Source organism: Paenibacillus qinlingensis (genome assembly GCF_013204845.1).
In the GTDB taxonomy this organism is placed as follows: Bacteria; Bacillota; Bacilli; order Paenibacillales; family NBRC-103111; genus Paenibacillus_E; species Paenibacillus_E qinlingensis.
In genome coordinates, this window is the sequence record NZ_JABMKY010000015.1 from 1 (window position 1) to 21093 (window position 21093).

Here is a 21093-nt window from a genome sequence, read left to right on the forward strand (position 1 = left end):
TCCCGAAGGATAAACCCGCTCGACTTGCATGTATTAGGCACGCCGCCAGCGTTCGTCCTGAGCCAGGATCAAACTCTCCATAGTAGAAAGATGACTTGCTCATTTGAAGCTAGCGAGATTTTGCAATCTCAATTGTAGTCACTTGCGTGACTGAATTTGCTGATATGCTTCATTCATTTGTTCAGTTTTCAAAGAGCTTTATTACGTTACCGTTTAAAGCGTTAATGTATCGCTCTTGCGGTGACAAGAACATATATTATCAGGTTTCAAAATGAATTGCAAGCATCTTTTCAAATACATTATCTTACAGCTTGGCAAAGCCTGTACTTACTGCATTTTGGCGCCAAACATCCTTCTTACCAAGCAAATGTACGCCACCGATCCATTCATCAATCCCATTCACAAAGATATGATCCTGCTTACACATAAGAATAAGTTTACCCATTTCTGTTATCTTTACTCTTTGATTTTCAAATTGCGGCGGCCATGCTTCATTGTATCTTGGCAGCTTATTACCGCCGATCACTTGGATGAGGGGATGTTCGCAATGCCAAAACCCATTCAGGATGCCATAGAATTGCAAATCGCCTAAGCCATAGTGGCTGGCTTGCTCTGAAAGATTTTGAAATAAAGATGGAGGAGACACCTCTTTATCTACTAGCAGCTCAAGCGTCAGCTGCTGAATGGCTGACAAGCCATTTTGCATAGAAGGAAAACGAGCTGTATGGGCCTCTAGGGCCTTTTTAAGAAAAGGGAGAGGAGATAGGTCTTCTTCTAATAAAGCCGCCATAGACAAAGGCTCGGAAGCCGAATAGGCCGTCCAGACCTTGCTGGCAAGGGAATGTTGATCTTCGCTCACAGACAACCAAGTGCCATGCAGATGCAGGATTTGATCCACGGTTAACTGCCCCAAGCCATAGAAAGGGACTACGCCAGGGAAGCTGTCTATGCATATCAACGACAATTGGAAGGGACGACGAGTTATTTCTTCGATTCTAGAAAGCAAATAACACAGCATCAATTGATCATATAAATCATGTTCAAACCATAGGACAACCTCGTCCACATTCGAGAGAGTATCCAGCTTCGCTTCCTGCTGTATGGTCTGCGACTTGAATGTGTCCTCGGGAATGCCGTAACGGTTACTCATGTAAGTTGCTCTCCTAGATAAAAGGTCACTATCTGACATTTGCATGCCGATAGGCCCCTCATAGAGCGACTCGCGCCACACCAAAATCTCACCATCGATGCCAGATGCTCGCAACTTATCGCCAAATGAGTCTCCGTTGACGATATGCATGATCTTTTTGGGCATGGCGCCATCACCTCTCTTCTATATAGATTAAGCTTCACCTAGCAGTTGCAAAAGCTCCTGCTCATCTTCAATGATTCGAATGCCTAGCTCCTGCGCCTTGGTCAACTTACTTCCTGCGCTTTCGCCTGCGATTACGATGTCTGTCTTTTTGGAAACACTGCCGGTAATCTTAGCACCTCTGGCTTCGAGCTTCTTCGCGCATTCGTCCCGTCCCATCGAGGAAAGCGTTCCTGTGAGGACGATCGTTTTGCCGAAAAACGGATTATCTTCGCTGGCCACGATGACCGGAGCTTCCTCTGCAACGGGACTCACGCCTGCGGCTAGCATCCGCTCAATGCTGGATACCATCACAGGGTCACGGAAGAACGAGTGAATGCTCTCTGCTACGATACCGCCCACGTCTGGCAGCGTAATGAGCTCCTCTGTCGTTGCTTCCATGATACGCGAAAGGCTGCGATAGTGATCGGCCAGCACTTTCGTGGTGGTTTTACCCGAGTTCGGGATGCCAAGTGCATACAGGAAAGACGCGAGATCGCGGGACTTGCTCTTATCCAAGGCGGCGAGCAGATTACGCGCCTTCTTCTCCCCAAAGCGATCGAGTTTTACGAGATCGTCGAATTGTAAGGTGTACAAATCCGCAGGATCGCGGACACCCAGCTCTTGATGCAGCTGTGAAGCGGTCATCTCGCTGAAAAATTCAATGTCCATCGCATCGCGCGAAGCAAAATGCGCCATCCGCCCCACGAGCTGCGGAGAGCAGCCAAGACGGTTGAGACAGAAGAGATGCGCACCGCGCATCTCCAATTCACTGCCACAAGACGGGCAATGCGTCGGTGCCACGATTTCCTCGCCGTCATTCTCCTCGGTTACTTTACCGAGAATCTCTGGAATGACGTCATTCGAACGGCGAATGTAGACGAGGCTGCCGAGGGCGTGTTTGAGGTTTTTGCGCTCAATGTCCCCGACATTGTTGAGCGTACAGTTCTGCACCGTTACGCCTGCGAGATCAACGGCTTCTACGCGGGCTAGTGGTGTGATTTTACCCGTGCGACCGACTTCCCAAGAAACGCTTTGCAAGATTGTCGTCGCTTCTTCGGCCTCGAACTTATAAGCAATCGCCCAACGCGGGAATTTATCCGTATAGCCGAATACCTCTCGCGTACGCATATCCGTCAGCTTCACGACACTTCCATCAATGAGGAAGTCAAAGCTGGACCGCTCCTCAGCGATGCGTTCGAGCTCGCTGCTTACCTCTTCGATGGTGGAGAAGTACCGTGTGCGGTTACTGATTTTGAACAGGTTATCCCGCAAGAACTGAACCATCTCCGCGTGATCTTCAAATTGAAGGTCACTCGAGTAGCCCACATTATAGAAGAAAGCGTTCAGTTTACGCTCTGCGGTTAACTTAGGGTTCTGATTACGCAGGGCACCTGCTGCGGCATTCCGAGCGTTTTTGAGCGGCTCTGCGGCCGTCTGATTGTAAGCTTCAAGAACAGACAGGAACATGACGCCTTCGCCTTGCACTTCAATCGTTCCTTGATCGTAAGGAATCTCCAGCGGAATCGATTTGATTGTTTTGACTTGGGCCAAAATACCCTCGCCAACGGTACCGTTCCCCCGCGTGGAGGCTTGTACCAGCTGGCCTTGTTCATAGGTAAGGTTTAGTGTAAGCCCATCAAACTTTAGCTCTACCACGTAAGTAGGGTCTGGCAGAGGCGTATCAGGGTTCTTGCTATTGTAGTCAGCGATTAACTTGAGTACACGTGTGTGCCAGGCTGCCAGATCGTCAGCGTTTTGAGCCTTATCCAAGCTCCAAAGACGGGCTAGATGGCGGTGCGGATCGAAGCCTTTGAGCAGATCTCCACCCACCCGATGGGTAGGAGAAGCAGGAAGAGTTACCCCTGTCTCCTGCTCCAAATCGGACAATTTATCATAAAGCGCATCCCACTCTGCGTCCGAAATCGTGGGCTGATCCAGCGTATAGTAGTTGTGGTTATGCTTGTTAATTTCTTGGATGAGGGTTTTCATTGCCGCGAGTTTATCGGTCATAGCGGGCTCTTCCTCTCTCAATTGGATTATGATAGGACAAGGCAGAACGCTCCTATACTTTCGTGATCGGAGCGAACTTCGCGAGCAGGCGCTTCAAGCCAACCGGCGCCGGGAAAGCAATTTGCAGCTCGGTGTCATCACCCGCGCCTCTCACGGACACGACGGTGCCGACGCCCCACTTGCCATGCGACACGCGGTCGCTGGCTTTGTAGTCCGTCGCACCGCTGCCTGCGGCAGGCTGCGGAGCCCGGAACGCAGCCGGTCTCGACGCGGCTGCAGGGCTTGGCGCAGCAGTCGCGCCTGCGGCAGGGCCAGTGCTAGGCCGTCCCCCGAAGGAGGACGGTGTGCCCCAGGTAGACGAGCCGGTGGACGTGCCACGGCTCGATGCAGCGGCGCTGCCGCTGCTGCCCCACGAGGAGCCTCCGACGGAACGGCCACCTCGGGAGAAGCCGCCGCTGGAACCGCCAGCGGAGACGCTCTCCAGGAGTTCCTTCGGAATCTCCTGAAGGAATCGCGACGGTGCGTTCGCGGCGGTGCGGCCGAAGAGCGTGCGCATGCGCGCGCTCGTGAGAAACAGCTCTTGTTCGGCGCGCGTGATGCCCACATAGGCCAGACGGCGCTCCTCTTCAAGCTCTTCATTGTCGGCGAACGCACGGCTGTGCGGGAAGACGCCTTCTTCCATCCCGATGATGAACACAACCGGGAACTCCAGTCCTTTGGCGCTGTGCATCGTCATGAGGACGACAGCGTCCTGCTCTTCTTCGGGTTTATCTTTATCCAGCGTATCAATATCTGCGATCAAGGCTAGGTCGGTAAGGAAGGAAATGAGGGATTTATCCTCATTGCGCTTCTCAAAGTCCATGGTCACGGACAGGAACTCTTCGATATTTTCGAGACGAGCCTTGGATTCAATGGTGTTCTCGCGTTGCATTTCTACACGGTACTGAGACATTTCAAGGATTTTCTCGGTCAGCTCGGTTACAGACAAGTAGTCCACCATGCGGTTGAGGTTATCCACCATTTCGCGGAAATCAGCAAGGGCATGCTTCGCCTTCGTATTGATCTCTAGAGAATCGACTTCTTCCAACATGGCAAATAGAGAAATCCCTCTACGTCCAGCCATTTCAGCCACTTTATCCAAGGTCGTACCGCCAACGCCCCTTTTCGGCACGTTCACAATACGATTCAGGGAGATATCATCGTTCGGATTAGAGATCAATCTTAAGTATGCCAAAATATCCTTAATCTCTTTCCGATCATAGAACTTGACCCCGCCGACGATGGTGTAGGCAATATCGGATTTAATCAGAATTTCCTCGATGACCCGAGACTGAGCGTTCGTACGATACAAAATTGCATGATGGCCGAAGCTTTTCCCGTTCGATTTATTCTTATTGATTTCATTCGTAACGAAATAACCCTCTTCATACTCGGTATCTGCTTGATACAGCTTAATCGGTACGCCGCCCTCTTTGTCCGTCCAGAGATTTTTCGGCTTACGCCCTGTATTGTTCGCAATGACTTTATTCGCAGCCTGCAAAATATTCGAGGTCGAGCGGTAATTCTGTTCCAATAGAATAGCCGTTGCGTTCGGGTAATCTTGTTCAAAATTAAGGATATTGCTAATATCCGCTCCACGCCAACGGTAGATGGACTGGTCACTGTCCCCGACAACGCAAATGCGTTTATGTTTGGACGCGATCATTTGGCACAGCATATACTGCGCTCTGTTCGTATCTTGATACTCATCGACATGGATATATTGAAATTTGTTTTGATAAAACTCCAGCACTTCTGGAACTTCTTTAAACAAATGAATCGTCGCCATAATCAAATCATCGAAATCCAAGGAGTTATTCGCTCTTAGCTTCTTTTGATACAAGGTATAAATTTTCGAGGTCAGTCCGTCGAAGTAGTCACCGATTTTGTCTTCAAATTGTTTAGGAGAGATAAGTTCGTTTTTGGCTGTGGAGATCGCCGCTTGGAATGTTTTCGGCTCATGTTTCTTTGTATCTATGTTGAGCTCTTTGCAGCAGGTTTTGATAACCGACAGTTGGTCACCTGAGTCTAGTATCGTAAAGTTCGAGGAAAAGCCGATCCGATTGATGTCCTTGCGCAGCATGCGCACGCACATCGAGTGAAATGTGGAGACCCAAATATCACTTCCACTGCCACCCACCAGTTTACTAACACGTTCTTGCATCTCACGTGCGGCTTTGTTCGTAAAGGTTAGCGCTAGAATGTTCCACGGCGCCGCTTTACGCGTACCTATGAGGTAAGCGATTCGATGCGTAAGCACGCGTGTCTTGCCGCTTCCCGCTCCAGCCATAATTAATAGAGGGCCGTCTACGGCTTCTACAGCTTTGCGCTGCTGGGGGTTTAACTTCTTAATCGCTTCTAAAATATTAACTGTTTCATTCACGTTAGGGTTACCTTCCATTTCTATCAAAGTTCACATTCACGGTCTGAAGCGCCTGCTCCAAGTCACTATATATAATATTGCCGACTACAATGGTGTCTGCTGCTTCGGCTGCTTGTTGCGCTTTCTCAAAGGAATCGATCCCGCCGCCATACAATAAACGGGCATTCTCCAGCACCTGGCGCGTCTTACGAACAAGCTCCATATCGCCAAAGGTACCGCTATATTCCAAATACACAATCGACATGTGAAAGAGCTTGTCCGCCATACGCGCATATGCTGCTACGTCTTTCGCATCCAAGTCGGTACGCGCTGAGGTCAGCTGAGCTGCCGTCGCTTCTTTATTCAATATAATGTAGCCTTCGGCTACGATTTCATCCCAATTCAGTAATGCACCATATTCCTTCAAAGCCTCATGATGCTGCCCGACGATCCATTTCGGATCATCTGCATTCAGCACAACGGGAATCAAAAAGAGGTCAAACCCAGGCACAATCGCTTCCTGATTTGAAATCTCTAACGCAACAGGAACCTCGTATTGACGAATCCGCGATAACAGATCCACCGTATTATCGAACGTGACCCCTGAGGATCCGCCGACGAGAATGGCATCCGTGCCAGATAAACAAAGCCGATCCAGCGCCTCATCTGAGATGTCTCGGTCTGGGTCGAGCTTAAAAACATGCTTCCACTTACGTATATCGACGATCAATTGTGTCCCTCCGATTAGGCGGCAGTTCTGCCATACTATCAACAGTCTATGCTACGCATTGGGACGTGTCAAATGACAAAAGACGGGCTATTAGCCCGTCTTTTAGAGGAATATGCAACTGAACGTATCCGATCTTCATGGAAGCTACATTTGCGCGATAATGCGTACAAATGTTCGTTATTTCACGACGATATTAAGAATCTTCTCAATATTGAGGTCTTTGTGGTCATTTTGCTGAAGCTCGAGTTTAATTTCATGCGCACCCGTTGTTAAATTCGTAAGGGTTAACGGTCCTGTTTTACCGATCATTGCTTTTTGCTTCCCATCCACATACAGATGGAGATGGCCTACTCCCAGTACGTTCGCTTTATCCATGTCATCTTCAGATAGTTTGAAATTCGACGTTTGGTACGTGATCGTGACATTCTTCCCATCTACCTTATAGTTGGCATCAATGGCAGGCTTTGCACTCGTCGTAGACGCTTTCGTTCCTGTTCCTGTTTCCGTCTTCACTTGGACCGTTGTCGCAGTACCTGCATCCTTCGTCCCTGTTGCTACGGACGGGATGACCTCATCTTTGGAACCGCATGCTGTCGTTAATGCTCCCAATACCACTAAAGTAGCCGCACCATATACCCACGTTTTTTTCATCAGCTTAAGCTCCCTTTTCCCTAAGTTTGGACATCCTATGTTCCTTATATATGTGTGCCAAGCCGTACTCATTCCTGAATTAGAAAAATAGTGGGACAAAGTTAGAGGAAAACGCAAAAAGACACCCTGCCAATAGTGGGCAGGATGCCTGAATGTCTGAAAACGATCTAAGCAAGTGATTCCACTCGTTTAGAAGTTATATTTAGTACCTTCTTGTGACCTATTCATGTAGGAGTTCCCTTCGGAACCAGGCGATGTCACGCCTTGCTGTGAACGGGAAACAATACGGGCTTGCGCACCTCTGCCAGCCCCCGTTATACCTGTGTTCTCATTCGCATGGTTAGAAGAAGCTGCATATCCCTGGGATCCACGACCGTAACTTGACTGCTCATAGCTTGGGCTTGGATCTTGGTAGCTCCTTGTTGAAGTTTGGTTATAAGAAGAGGACTGTTGCTGCGACTGACTTGGTGTATATCCTTGGCCTCGACCTTGTTGATTGTTGTACACCGCGTTCGGATACTGGCTAGCATAATTCACAGGCTGAAACGAAGGCGCAGGTGCTGTTGTTGGCGCTTGGTGCTGTGCCGCAATTTGGTTCTGCCCTTGATTTGGTTGTCCTTGTTGCTGACTATACGCCTGTCTTTGCGGGTACTGTTGCTCGGACTGATGGGACTGTGCTTGGTAAGATTGATGCTGTTGTGATTGTGATTGTGATTGCGACTGAGATTGTACGTAAGGCTGATGCTGTTGCTGCGATTGTGTAGCCGATTCGGAACTCCGATCTTGCTGGGCAAAGCTTGTTGAAGCAGCTCTGCTAACATGTTGTTGGACGATGGATTGCACTTGTAGCGCCGTCTGACTCTGCTTCTGAATTTCTTGCTCAATCATCTGCTGCTCAGCTTGTTGAATTTGATAACCGCCAAGACTCTGAATTTCTTGAAAAACAAGCGCTTGGTCATCCAATGTTTTTTGCAATAAGGTTTCAAACGTCTGTCGAATGCCAGGATTAGCAGCTTCCAAGGCAGCCGTTGTGTATTCACGTGCACTGCGCTTCAATTCAGACAGAACGAAGTTAGCAAAGTCTAAATCTTCTAAGTCAACTTGCTGTTGTTGGTGCTGTTGTTGAGAATTTTGCTGATACATGCGTCTTGCACCTCCTTGTGGGTTTGAATTAGTGGGTCATGCCGGATTGTTGTTGCAGGGCATTGATCAGGATACTCATATTTTGCAAACGCTCTTGAGATAGGTGGGACAAGGTTTGCTTCAAGGACTGACTTTGGCTGTTCACCGCGCCTTGTACACAAAGCTTCGCTAACAATTCTTCATTCTTAAATGTATCCGTTAGATACGAAAGTTCTTTCCCAGAAATAGCTTGGTTCTCTTGTGTGTTGTACATGTGCATGTGACCTCCTTTCCTCTCTTCTATTTTTCCCAAAAAATGCCGTTTTATGTCGGATTAACAAAAAAACTGCTTCGCCACAGCAGAATCACTGTAGGAAGCAGTTTTATTTAGGAAGCAGGCTGCGCCGTTTTACCCGCATACGCATCTGCTAACTTTTGAATATCCTCGGCTGCCAGCGAGTAGGCCCACTGCCCACCCTGCTTAGCTAACCACACTTGTTCTCCGCTCAATTTACCTTCATAGACATCGGTAACGTCTTTCCCGTCAACCGTCATAGCTATCTCCAACTTAAACTCTCCGCCTGTTGTTGGCGTCCCAGCTGCCGCTTGCGGAAGTTCGCCGGTATGCAGGAAAATTAACTGATCGAGGAGTGGACTTGCGTCCGTTCCCTTCATCTCTTTATCTCCAAGCTTCCAGGCTGCATCCGCAGCGACTTTATCTTTGTCTGTCTTAGAAAGCGTCCAAGTCTGGCCCTTCCATGTCAACTTGACACTTTGTACTTTGTCGTTCTCCTGATGAATCGGACTTGTGTCGGCAAAGTCGACTGGCGTTTTGTTCAGCGATGTCAACGATTGATCACTGACTTGGTACACAGCAGATGAGCCCTCTACCTGAACGTAAGAGAAGCCTTCGATCGGCAGTGCAGTCCCAACGAGCAAGCCTTTCTTCGAACCGTCCTTCATTGTAACTTCATAGGTGCCAACCGGCTTATCCAAGCCGTATTCAACTAAATTGGAAGCTTGATCCTCCACCAGCTTGGTCGACGTCACCAGACCTAACGCATCGAGCCAAGCGTCGACTCCATTCGCATTCGTTGGCGCTGCTTGCGGCTTTTGCATATCCCAGCCATTGGTCGTACGATTGAGTGCTGTTAACCCGCCCTCTGAGGATATCGAGACAGCTTGCACCTCTTCTTGTTTCAGGGTTAGAAGGGACTTAGGTTCATCTTTCTTCTCTTGGAAGAAGTCTTTGCTTGAGGCGTACCAGAAACCACCGATGCAAATGACGACTAACAGAATGGTGGGAATAAACCGTTTCATCCTCTTCTCCTCCTCCACCAGATTAGGCCGCCAATAACAAGGAACAAGAGTGGTAAGAACACGATTGTAATGAGGAAAATCGTATTCGCTTGACTAGGTGTAATCATAGCCTGTTGATACGCATCCCCTTGACGTGGACGGATCGTAATCTGATCTTTCTGTTCTTGCAGCCAGCCAATACTGTTTAGAGCAAAATCCTTATTCCCTTGATTCTGGATATCTTGATCTAATACAAATGTAGAACCACCTAGAATAACAGCTTTCGGCTTGTTGTCTTTGTCTGAGATGGCGTAACCCAAGTTCAGCGGTCCCTTGACATCCGTTGCATCCTGTTTCGTCTTGTTCTGTGCCAGCAAGTTGATGTCCGTTTCACCATAAGCTTTATCTGTTGTTGTTAACAATAAGGATTTGGTATAATCCGGCGCACTCTCATCTGCATTCAAGCTAACCGCAAGTGACAGCATGGTAATCAAATTATTGCTGGATAATTTGTTCGTAATATCATGGGAACCATACTCTGGAATGATCGTTAATGGGTCATACAAGGACGTTTGCTTCGTTTCAATTGCAATCGCATGCTGATCCTGAACACCATAAGTCTTCATGATAGCATCAATGTTTTTCCACTTCGTCGTCATATCCTTATTGAAGCCCAGCGCGATGTAAATTTTACCCTTACCCTTCAAATAAGTCTGAATCAGCTCTGCTTCTTTGTCGTTCAGATCGTTGGTCGGTCCAAGGAGCATGAGCATCTGCGCATCATCCGGGATTTTGCCTTCCACGTAAAGATTCAGATCTTTCACGTCATAGTTGGCAGCTGTCAGGCTGCTTTTGAAAATACTCAGGGCAGATGCCGGATATTCTTGATGACCTGACAACAGATAAACCGTATGTTTCTCGGTAGATGTCAGGCTTTGAATCGCTTGTGTAAATTTCTCTTCACCTGAGAATGTGTAGGAACCATCCTGTTGTCCCACGAACAGTTCATAGAAGTTGATGTTTTGCTTTTTGGTGCCAATTTCGAAAATTATCGTTCCGCCTTGGTCCACCCCATACTGCTTCGCCATAGAAGGCTGCTTTAGCATATCGTACTCATCGTACGTAATTTTACTGCTTTGCTTCTTATATTCAGCCACCATATCCGTGACTTGGCGCGTTACAAAATCGTTGCCGTCCCCACTATTCGTGAAGGCGATAACGTGAATATCTTGATTGAGATTTTTCAGTGCAGCGGTTGTTTGCTCTGAGAGCGTGAAATTTTTATTTTTCGTCAAATCGACCTGAAAGCCCTTCAGCGAGTGTAGGAAGATTGTCAGAATAATGAAAATGCCGATAACCGCGATTGATAGAACAGTCGCATTAGTTCCCCGTATCCACTTATTCATTCCGCTCACCTCCAACGCTTTCTTTCAAGGACTTGTATACAAAGAACTAGGAACACGGCTGTTAATGTGATGTAAAAGAGGATATCGCCGCCGTGAAAGACGCCTTTTTGCAGATTACTCAAGTGACCGGTCAATGAGAATTGACCTACGTAATCCTTTAGCTTACCTGTCATGCTGGAGCTCACCCAGTCTAACAGCCATAGCAATAGCAGAATTACGAATCCGGTGATCCCTGCAACCATCTGATTATTCGACAAACTAGATGCGAACAATCCGATCGCCATCATCGCACAGCCAAGCAGGAACATGCTCAGGTACGATAACCATGTAACAGGCATATCTAGTGTACCGAAGGAAGACATGATAAGTGGATATACCAAAGAGATCGCCACTAGACCAACTTGCACGATTAATGCGGACAAATATTTACCTAGCACGATTTCACTAATTCCTGCAGGCGAGGTTAGGAGCAGCTCATCTGTACCTTGTCGAAACTCATCCGCAACAAGACGCATCGTGAGCAACGGAATAATGAACAAGTAGATGAACGTGGTATTGCCCACAATGGAGCGCGCATCCACAATTGGCGGCTGTCCAGCCACGAAGTTCACGTAAAAGAAGAAGCTCGACAACAGCACGTAGAAGGCAAACGCCACATACGCAACTGGCGAGAAGAAATACATCTGCAGCTCTTTGGAGCAAATGGCCCAAATTCTACGCATCAGTGTCACCCTCCTCGGTTGGTACAAGTTCAGGCGCTGCAGGCTCGTCAGTCGTCAGCTTGAGGAAGATATCCTCTAGGCTGAGGCTTTCCCGCTTCATCGCTAGGATCGGCAAGCCCGCGCTTGCGAGACGGAAGAATACCGCTTCGCGGATGTCTTCCGCGCGATCTGCTGAGGTGACGAGGAGTTTGACGGACTCGGCTGGTGCGGCTGCCGGTGCTGGCGAGTCGGCTTCGTCTATGGCAGACTCCGCAGATTCAAGGGCAGGCGTCGCAGGTGTGGCTAGTAGAGCTGCGCCCGCTTCCGGTGCGTCGACTTCTTTCACTTCGCCGACGGACGGCAGGCTGCGCAGTTCGGTCAAGATCCGCTCGCGAGGTCCCTTGACCTCGAGCGATACCTCGAACGTCTCGCCCATCGTGCGGCCGAGATGCTCTGGGCGCTCGTCGAGCACGACGCGGCCTTGGTTAATAATAAGAACGCGGTTACAAATCGCGTTAATCTCGGGCAGAATGTGCGTGCTCAGCAGCACGGTGTGGTTCTCGCCCAGCTCGTGAATGAGCTGGCGGATCTCGATGATCTGCTTCGGATCGAGGCCCGACGTGGGTTCGTCCAGAATAAGCAGATCCGGTTGGTGTAGGATCGCTTGCGCGAGTCCGAGGCGCTGCTTGTAGCCCTTGGAGAGGGAGCGAATGATTTGCTTCTCGCGACCTTGCAGTCCGAGCTTGTCGATGGCTTCGCCGACGCGGAGTTTTTGTTCGCGCGCAGGCACATCGCGCAGGTTAGCGATGAAGCGCAGGTAAGACTGTACCGTCATTTCTGGGTACAGGGGCGGTGTTTCAGGCAAGTAGCCGATCTTGCGGCGAGCCTTCTTCGGGTTATCGGCCATGGAGTGACCGTCCACCCATATTTGACCATGCGTCGGATTCAGGTAACCTGTAATCATGCGCATCGTCGTTGTTTTGCCAGCACCATTCGGCCCTAAGAAGCCGACGATTTCACCGCGTTGCATCGAGAAGTCGATGTTATGCACGCCGCGATCATTTCCGTACAGCTTGCTGACTTGTTTGACCTCTAGCATCCAAGATCCCCCATTTCTATGCGTTCGTATTATTCATCATCACTATACGGGTGGAACAATAAACCAACCTTAAGCAAATCTGAAAAATAGATTAAAAAAATGTGTCTAAATTGTGAACTGTCGAGGTTGTTCTACTTAGATGTGTTCCCTAAATGCGTATGATGTCGGATCTACGATTTAAATGGAAACCATGTAGGTAATTCCGTCTGTTTCTCTGTTTCTCTGTTTCTCTGTTTATTCCGAAATAACTGGAAAAGGTACAGCTATTCTTGGATGGAAGGGAAAAATGTGGAGGAATGCTCGAGATTAGCTGGATAATTTCCAATTAAACAATAAATACGATTTGAAATCGACAATTTAGGTGTAGGTTTTCCAGTTAAACGGTGGGGGAGCGTTTGCATGGGCTGGATTGGTTGGGGGTAAGCAGCTTTTGCTTGACCGGTGGTTAGTGTATCCTTCGGTTGTTCGATTGGCGAATAGAGGGACTCGTATAGATCTTATCTCAGCTTGCTTGATGAGGCTCTTCTGGCCATATTAGGCCTTGGCGAGTTCTTATTTGCTACTGCCGTCATCTGATATCCCCCACCAACACGACAAAAAACCGCCTCCCGACACTAATCGTCGTGAGGCGGTTAAGCGCACCAGGCGCAACTATTTATTTCACCAACGTACCCTTCGTGACACCCAATTGATTCGTCGCCTTCAGGGAACGCCATACTTGTGTGCCGTTTATTTGCCCATCAATCGCTTTGCGGTACAGGTCAAGAATTTCCGTTACTTTCTCCGGCGTCTCTTCCAAGAACTCCACACGGAACGAGCGGATGCCCAAGTCCATGAAGTGGTTCAAATACTCCGCACCAGACTGATCTATCGCATTATAGACAGTATTTCGGCAGCCTTCATCTACGCGGACAGGATGAGACATCCCCACACGATCCTGTAAAGACACACGTTTCTCTTCACATGGACGACCACAGTTCGTGAAGTCCGTGCCTTCACTCAGGAACGTACAGTACACGCAGTGTTCAGTGTGGAACATTGGCATATGCTGATGAATAACGACTTCGAGCTTGGAGGTTTCCGCGCGGCGAAGCAAGTCAACCATTTGCTGAATGTTCAAGTCATACGAAGGCGTAACCTTCGACAACCCGGCAGCCAAGAACAAATCTGCAGCCTTATGATTAGCGACATTCAAGGAGAAGTCACCAATCAGCTCCGGTTGTGGTGCGTCCGGATTCTCAAAGCGATGCTTTAAGAAATAGTAGGCTGCGCCTGTATTACGAATTAGAACCGCATCTGGCTTAAGCTTCAGTATATTGTTAAAATAGCCCGTTTCCCCTGGCATATGAATCCGTGGTGTTACGAGGGCAATTTTACGCCCAGCGGCATGAACGGCTTCGACAGCGGCAGGAAATTGCTTAATAAATTCAAAATCAGCATAAATCAAGTTGACGTCCGTAGTTGCCAGCACAGCCTTCACCTGATCCAAGCTACGGCAAAGTGCGGTCAACTGGGCGCTACTACGATCCGCTTGGGATAGAGCAGGTGCATTCACAGCGGTAACAGCCGCGTGATGTTCGGTCACAGCAGCCGGCACGTCGTCATACACGCCGACTTCGCGCTTGATGTACGCGCGCGGCTTCTGCCGCTCGTCTTCCATGAGCCCGACAGCCATGCGGCGCATGCTGTTCAGCTCACGCATCGGCACGATCAACGCGCCGTCCAGCTGGACATCCAGCTCGGCAAGCTCATAAATCGTGCCGCCAAGACGACCGAACTGTTCGGTGAAGAGCTGTTCGTCCATCGGTCTTTTTTCCGCTTGAACCAGCGGAAGCTCGGATTGCACGAAGACGGTGTGGCCACCGCGAATATCCGTCCACCAACTCTTCAGCGTCTCGCCGAGGACGCCGGTTACTTTCACGCTTACCGGGAATGTACGGTAAGGCTTATCCGTCTCGAACGTCTGGCGCAGACGTTTGTCCAGAGCAGGATCGTTCGTCTTCCAGATACGGTCCCCAACGTGCAAACGGCCAAGCTCTACATCGTTGCGGCCCATGACGATTTCGATCAATCCACCCTCGGCTTCGCCTTCGAGTTTCTCTCCCTTGCGGCGCAAATCATAGATGCGCCCGCCCTCTTCCTTCTTCGTCGGATCCCCCGCATCGAAGACAAGACCATCACCGCGCTTCAGCGGAGCTTCAAGCTCACAGATCACAGCATCGCGCAGGATTTGCTTGATGCGGCCCACGAAAACCCCGCGGCTCTTCGGAAACGTGCCGTCAACCAACTGCTTGTTGTTGGTCCCTTGCAGGAACCCAACCGTAAAACCACGTGAGAAGCTTTGCTGAAGCTCACGCACTTCCTCTTTGGACGGACGAGCGTCCAGCCCATCGAAGTAACGATCAATCGCTTTGCGATATTTGCTCACAACATTGGCTACATATTCAGGGGTCTTCAGACGCCCTTCAATTTTAAAGGAACGAACGCCAGCTTCGATCAGCTCCGGCACGATTTCAATCGCCGCCAAATCTTTCGGCGACAATAAATACGTGACATCCCCCATCGGTTTTTGCTCGCCGTCGACCATCAAATCATACGGCAAACGACAAGCCTGCGCGCACTCACCACGGTTAGCCGAACGTCCTCCCCACATTTCGGAGGTTAAACATTGTCCCGAATAGGACACACAAAGGGCACCATGCACGAATACTTCCATCGGAAGCTTCGCTTGATCACCGATTTGTTTAATTTGTTTCAGGTTATTCTCACGACCAAGAACGACACGTTCGATGTCGAACGGTTTCGTAAATTCAACCGCTTCCGGCGATGTAATCGTCATCTGCGTTGAACCGTGAATCGGGAAATCGGGTGAAATTTCACGAATCATTTTGACCAAGCCCAAATCCTGAACAATTACCGCGTCCACGCCCGCATCGACACACGCATCAATTAATTGTTTGGCATCGTTCAACTCTTCCTCGAATACGAGAATGTTAAACGTTAGGAAACCCTGTACACCATATAGATGAAGGAACGACATAATATCCGGCAGCTCAGCCATCGTAAAGTTATGCGCTCTCGCTCTCGCATTGAATTTCTCCACACCAAAAAACACGGCATCTGCCCCATTGGCAACAGCCGCCCGCAAACAATCCCAATCCCCCGCAGGGGCCAATAATTCTACATCTTCTCTGCGTATCGTACGCATGGCAGCAAATCCTTTCAATATCAATCCTCGGTAATCCTCAAACTCTTCTCTTTAGTGTAACAGAAACGATAGGTAGGAATCTAGGGCAGGGATATCTCCAATAAAGCCAAAATCCGACAATACGGCTGGATCGCGACACCTTTAGAAGTTAACAAACGTATCTATGAATGCTATAATGGCAAGGATAGTGACCTTTATTGACAATTCTCCTATGTTCCGCAAAAGAAGAGTTGCAATGCTATTGACAATTCCCCATGCTTCGACAAGGGTGAATTGCAATCTTTCTAGCAATCGAGGGATCCTTTTGAAATTGTCGAGTTTTCGTGTACGTCAACTACTGATCGGGATAAGTTTAGGCGTCTTAGTCCTTGTGCTCACCCTTCTATTTTTGCCAAAAGTCGAAGAAACTAAGCTTCTTTACGCAACGAGCGGGGATGCTTATGATATGGCTGCTTATAGTAATTTCGAGCAAACCTTGCAAGCAGGTGTTCAAATTGATAGAAAAAGCGTGCTTTCCCTCTCAGCCCGCCAGCTACGCTCCTATGACGCTCTATATCTGGATCCCGCGCTAGCGCAGGCTTCCACATGGTCTAAACAAGCGGATAAGCTCATGAGCTTCGTGAAGCAGGGCGGACATTTACTCTTAGAAAATGAGTTCGCGAATCAGTTCCCGGTAGACTTTCTGGGAGCTAAGTCGATTGTTGATTTAAAAAAAGTACAAATCAGCAACTTAGTTTTAAGTCCTCAGACAGCAGATTCGCTGACGCTTGGCTATCCGCAGGTGTCCGTTAATTTACAGGGCATTCAGCAATCGTTTCAATTGTTTACACAAAGCTATCTCAAACATAATGCCATGGATGATATGCCTGGATTCCATCTTGGATACGGCTTCGAGCCATCCACGGGACAATCCGTTATCAACATGTATAAAGCATTCGAATCCAAGCAGCCTGTCTCCCTTGTCTTGCACCATCGTGTTGGCAAGGGTGCCGTGCTCATCAGCAGTAATTTCCTGCCGAACCGGTACTTCCCTACGGGCTTTGATATGAAGAGCGGATTCGATCCGAAATTAGGCTTTGCCCAGCTCGCAGAGAAATACCAAGCGGCAAGCAAGCCAACACCGGGAACGACTTACTTCAATAAAAGAGCGCTGCCGATCGAGCCTTATTTTAATTTTGCTTGGGCGGCGGCGAACATGCAGTATCGCAGTGAACTGCTCGCTTATGTGGCTAAGGAAACGCTCGGGTATAGTATAAAGAAGAGCCTAGGGCCATATGGCAGGCCGGCGATGGCGTTTCAGAACCATTTTGAGGCAATGCCGTCCATCGGGCAAAAAGACGGCATCGCTTGGGCGGAGAAGCTGAAGGAGTACAACGAGGTTCCCTCGTTTACACTCGTGCGCAACGCCTTCTACTGGGGTGAATGGCGCGAGAGCGTGACAGTGCAGCTCAACACAGGAACGAATGCGAAGCCGTCGTTTGTGGGCGAGCTGCCCGGCTCCGGCTACGCGAGCGGACTGCACGTGATGGCTGCCGGTATTCCGTTGCGGCAAGCCACGTACCCTGATTATCGTGATCTTGCAGGCACGATTGAACTGCCTTACCGCGCGTACCCGGCCGCCGCGGATCTGAACGGCGACGGCCGCATGGACTTCGTTGTCGGCAGCGCGGATGGATTCGTGTATGTCTACACGAATCTCGGCAAAGATGAGGCGGCTTACGTCAGCGAGCCGCCGCCGAAGGGCCTGGCGCTGCCCGACACGTTCGGCGCGCCTGCCCGGTTATTGCTGGAGAGCGGTGCACCGCTCCAGCTCAGCCCTTACAGTGCCGTTCACGCTGCCGACGTGAACGGGGACGGCCGCACGGACCTCGTCGTTTCGGACGAGTCCGGCGGGGTGTGGCAGCTGCCGCAGCTCGCGGGCGGCAGGTTCGGCAAGCCCGCAGCTGTGCTCGCGGGCGGGAAAGCGCTGCAGCTGCCCGGAGGGCCTGCAGCGCCAGCCGTCGCCGACGTGAACGGCGACGGCAAGCTCGATCTCGTCCTAGGCGCAGCCGATGGACGAGTGTGGCTGTACAAGGGCCGCAGCGCAGCGGCCCTGGATCTCGAGGAAGGCAGCGCGCTATTCCCGCTGCCCAATCGCGCCACGCACGCCGCGCCAGCGGTGCGTGACATGAACGGCGACGGCCGACCGGATCTCGTGGTCGGCAGCAGCGACGGGGACCTCCAAGTGTTCATCCAAGAATCCGCTGGCGCTTGGTCAGATGCCGGTCCCCTCGCAGGGACAACCTTAAATCAAGTCGGCAACCACGCTTTGGTTGCTGGACATTATTCCGTGCCACTATGGCTGGACCTTAATCACGATGGCAATGACGATCTCATTGTAGGTGGTATCGAATTCGGCTCTCCTGTGGCGATCGATGACCCGCACTTTCCTTATAAAGCGGAATTAAACGAGTTCATTGCTTATGCAAAAGATCAGCATTTACAACTAAATCCGCATACATTTGTACATAATTTTAAGAGTGCTGAAGATGAGAACACAGAGTTCAACCTGCATCAACAGGCTTTTGATAAACTTGGCATTCCATGGTTACATCCTGGAACGAACCAGCACACCTGGCGCATTAATAATGAAGATCACGATCAGACCCTGCTTACCGAGAAAGGAAAAGGCATGTGGTACAACTTCGGATTCTTACCGTCAGAGTCACCTGTGCTCTCTCGTCCAGAATCGATCTGGTCGCTTCCCTTCCTTTTACAAGATGAGCAAGGAAAGACTGATGCTACGATGCTTATTCATGCACCTACACCCGTCCTTAGGCCGGCTGGTGACAATGCCAACACGGATGTTTTCGAGTCCATGATAAAGCTGGATATGCCAATTGATTATTTCGAGCATATTGAATACCATTTTCCGGAACCTCAAAAAATTGCGAACTTAACGGAATTTGCTGATTACTTTGATAAGCTTCGTACGAAGCATGATTATAACTTTATGTCCGAAACACAGATGGCCAAATCGTTCTTAACCGCCATGCAAAGCGATGTGAAGATCAGCCAATCTTGGGCGTCCTACCTCTGGGACCGATTGAAGGATCGTATCAGCGGTGGTAGTCCTCACTTCCACGCCACTTTGTCACCAGAAATATCAGGTGTTTCTGGTTTAGCGGAAGAATATGTAGGGACCTTAGGGGTCACCATTGAAAAAGGCGATAAGCTCGCCCTATACTCCCTGCAAAGCAATTCCAACATCTATACGACGATTGAGAACAAGTTATATCTTGGATTAGCGAAGGAGACTGAGATTCGCGTGGGTCCATCGTCACAACAGTTCCATGTTGTCCGTTCGAATATACCTTTTACCCTTACGGAGGAAGGAAACACCTATCAGTTGAAGCTTGAATCAGCGGGTCTGCAGCAAGTTAAATTGTTTAGTCCTGTCGAGCTTAAGTTTAGTACCACTGACGACACGTCAATTGTTTATGATGCACCTACCATGACGTACACACTGACCCGATACGGGGACGTGACAACACTTACTTTTACCGGACCTGCCGCCAATGCGCAGTAACCCTATCCACATTTAATATCTACTTATTTAGAAATCAGGAGGCTTTCCCCATGTCTAATTTGTTAGAAGAGCTAGAGCAGCATATTCGCGAGCGTTACGAAATTGCCGAGGATGATGACGATTTCGATGTGGACGTTCATCTGTTCGATTATGGTTTTATCGATTCCGTTGGGGCGACTGCGCTCATCGCTCACATTGAGAAAACGTATAACCTACAAGTAACGAACCAAGATTTAATGCTCTATCCCATGAACACGGTGAATGAAATTGCCGAATTTATTTCCAAGAAGACTGCGAGGTAACGGATTTATGCGTACAGTTAAAATTCCACTTACGGGCCTAGCTGAAAGCCAGCACGGTCAAGTCAAATACGCATCTGCTTTCGCCGATGAGCATATTCAAGAAATCCTTCTAATCGATGGAGAAATCATCATCACCCACAACTCACCTAACGGCGATGAAGGAATCACTGCACGAGTTGAGCGTCTTATTGAGCGCTTCTCTCATGGCGATTTCGGGTTTAAAGAAAATATTTTATTCGAAAATAAAGTCAACACGCCTTATGAAGGCGATATTATTGCTGAGCTCGCTGAGCGTAAAGCAATTAAGGTGTTAGAGCCCGGCCTCTTCATCTTCCGCGAGCCTTTCTCCAGCTTGATGCGTTTCCTTGACTACTCATTCGTCAGCAAAATTGCGAGACGTTTCGAAGGTGTTCAAGAGGAACAATATCCAGCGGTCATCAACAGCCATACGTTGAACAAAACGAATCATTTCACTTCGTTCCCAGAACACATTCATTTCGTGACTCATCTGCGTGAAGATCTCGATGTGATCGAGGCATTCTCCCAGACGATTCGCGAAGCAGGCGGTTGGGACCAAGAGAAGCCTTTGGCGCTGGATAACAACATGGTGAAGCCTAACTTCATGATGAACCCTTCTACGTGTTACCACTGCTATGAAGGTCTTGAGAATGAAACCCTGGAAGGCGACGGCATTGTCGTGACCGCGATTGCGAAATGTCATCGTTTCGAGTCCAAAAACCACTCCGACTTCGGTCGTCTGCTCGACTTCTCGATGCGTGAAATCATTTTCGTCGGTAAGCCTGAGTTTGTGAAAGAAAATCGTTTGAAATCAATCGAGTATTTGAAAGAATTGGCGGTAGAATGGCAGGTAGACAGCTTGCTGGAGATTGCGAACGATCCGTTCTTCACGAACGATTTCCAAGTAAAAGCCTCCTTCCAACGTAACCAGGAAATGAAGTATGAGCTGCGTCTGAACATTCCACATGTGAAGAAGTCGATCGCCTGCTCCTCGGTCAATTTCCATAGCAATACGTTCGGCAACGCTTTTAATATCAAAATGGGCAAGCGCAACGCCGTGACAGGCTGTGTAGGCTTCGGTATCGAACGCTGGGCGTTCGCGTTCCTCGCACAGTATGGGCTCGATGAGCAGCTATGGCCTGCCACGTTCCGTGAGCAGTATCACGCTTGGCAAGAGAAAGCTTTGTAATCTAATTCCCCCAGGGCTATCGTTTATCTGAACGA

General features: G+C 49.3%; 15 protein-coding genes and 1 rRNA gene. 3 read left to right on the forward strand and 13 right to left on the reverse strand.

Annotated features, from left to right (window positions below):
• The 13 genes from HQN88_RS23510 to HQN88_RS23570 form a co-directional block, all read right to left on the reverse strand.
• Positions 1-84: ribosomal RNA gene (locus HQN88_RS23510) — 16S ribosomal RNA — on the reverse strand; the annotation flags it as partial.
• Between the two features lie 220 nt (positions 85-304).
• Entirely contained in the window at positions 305-1315 is a 1011-nt protein-coding gene (locus HQN88_RS23515; RefSeq protein ID WP_173117104.1) for a DUF1835 domain-containing protein, read from the reverse strand.
• 27 nt (positions 1316-1342) lie between these two features.
• On the reverse strand, positions 1343-3364 hold the full coding sequence (gene ligA / locus HQN88_RS23520) for an NAD-dependent DNA ligase LigA (protein ID WP_173117106.1): 2022 nt from the start codon (positions 3362-3364) through the stop codon (positions 1343-1345).
• A gap of 52 nt (positions 3365-3416) precedes the next feature.
• On the reverse strand, positions 3417-5786 hold the full coding sequence (pcrA, locus tag HQN88_RS23525; RefSeq protein ID WP_338118538.1) for a DNA helicase PcrA: 2370 nt from the start codon (positions 5784-5786) through the stop codon (positions 3417-3419).
• 7 nt (positions 5787-5793) lie between these two features.
• The gene (gene pcrB / locus HQN88_RS23530) at positions 5794-6495 is read right to left on the reverse strand and encodes a heptaprenylglyceryl phosphate synthase (protein WP_173117110.1); all 702 of its coding nucleotides are present in this window, start codon (positions 6493-6495) and stop codon (positions 5794-5796) included.
• 177 nt (positions 6496-6672) lie between these two features.
• Positions 6673-7146: a DUF6130 family protein gene (locus HQN88_RS23535; RefSeq protein ID WP_173117112.1), complete on the reverse strand. Its 474-nt coding sequence runs from the start codon at positions 7144-7146 to the stop codon at positions 6673-6675.
• A gap of 189 nt (positions 7147-7335) precedes the next feature.
• On the reverse strand, positions 7336-8289 hold the full coding sequence (locus HQN88_RS23540) for a spore coat protein (protein ID WP_173117114.1): 954 nt from the start codon (positions 8287-8289) through the stop codon (positions 7336-7338).
• A gap of 28 nt (positions 8290-8317) precedes the next feature.
• Complete coding sequence (locus HQN88_RS23545; RefSeq protein WP_056611378.1) at positions 8318-8542, reverse strand: hypothetical protein; 225 nt, start codon at positions 8540-8542, stop codon at positions 8318-8320.
• Between the two features lie 113 nt (positions 8543-8655).
• A complete protein-coding gene (locus HQN88_RS23550; protein ID WP_173117116.1) occupies positions 8656-9588 on the reverse strand; it encodes a DUF4340 domain-containing protein in 933 nt (310 codons plus the stop codon).
• Positions 9585-10973 (reverse strand): GldG family protein, encoded by a 1389-nt coding sequence (locus HQN88_RS23555; RefSeq protein ID WP_173117118.1) that lies wholly within the window; start codon positions 10971-10973, stop codon positions 9585-9587. The genes HQN88_RS23550 and HQN88_RS23555 overlap by 4 nt, the downstream gene beginning before the upstream one ends.
• A 5-nt stretch (positions 10974-10978) precedes the next feature.
• Positions 10979-11695 carry an ABC transporter permease subunit gene (locus HQN88_RS23560; protein WP_173117120.1) on the reverse strand — a complete coding sequence of 239 codons (717 nt, stop codon included), beginning with the start codon at positions 11693-11695 and terminating at the stop codon, positions 10979-10981.
• Complete coding sequence (locus HQN88_RS23565; RefSeq protein WP_173117122.1) at positions 11688-12773, reverse strand: ABC transporter ATP-binding protein; 1086 nt, start codon at positions 12771-12773, stop codon at positions 11688-11690. Before HQN88_RS23565 ends, HQN88_RS23560 begins: the two co-directional genes overlap by 8 nt.
• Before the next feature lie 655 nt (positions 12774-13428).
• Positions 13429-15981 (reverse strand): U32 family peptidase, encoded by a 2553-nt coding sequence (locus tag HQN88_RS23570; protein ID WP_173117346.1) that lies wholly within the window; start codon positions 15979-15981, stop codon positions 13429-13431.
• A 304-nt stretch (positions 15982-16285) separates the two neighbouring features.
• Between HQN88_RS23570 and HQN88_RS23575 the strand changes: the two genes are divergently transcribed.
• Genes HQN88_RS23575 through HQN88_RS23585 form a run of 3 tightly spaced genes read left to right on the forward strand, consistent with a single transcriptional unit; the run spans position 16286 to position 21058 of the window.
• A complete protein-coding gene (locus HQN88_RS23575) occupies positions 16286-19549 on the forward strand; it encodes an FG-GAP repeat domain-containing protein (RefSeq protein WP_173117124.1) in 3264 nt (1087 codons plus the stop codon).
• A 50-nt stretch (positions 19550-19599) separates the two neighbouring features.
• Positions 19600-19851: an acyl carrier protein gene (locus HQN88_RS23580; RefSeq protein ID WP_173117126.1), complete on the forward strand. Its 252-nt coding sequence runs from the start codon at positions 19600-19602 to the stop codon at positions 19849-19851.
• Between the two features lie 7 nt (positions 19852-19858).
• Complete coding sequence (locus tag HQN88_RS23585) at positions 19859-21058, forward strand: class-II aminoacyl-tRNA synthetase family protein (RefSeq protein ID WP_173117128.1); 1200 nt, start codon at positions 19859-19861, stop codon at positions 21056-21058.
• The last annotated feature ends 35 nt before the right edge of the window (positions 21059-21093 follow it).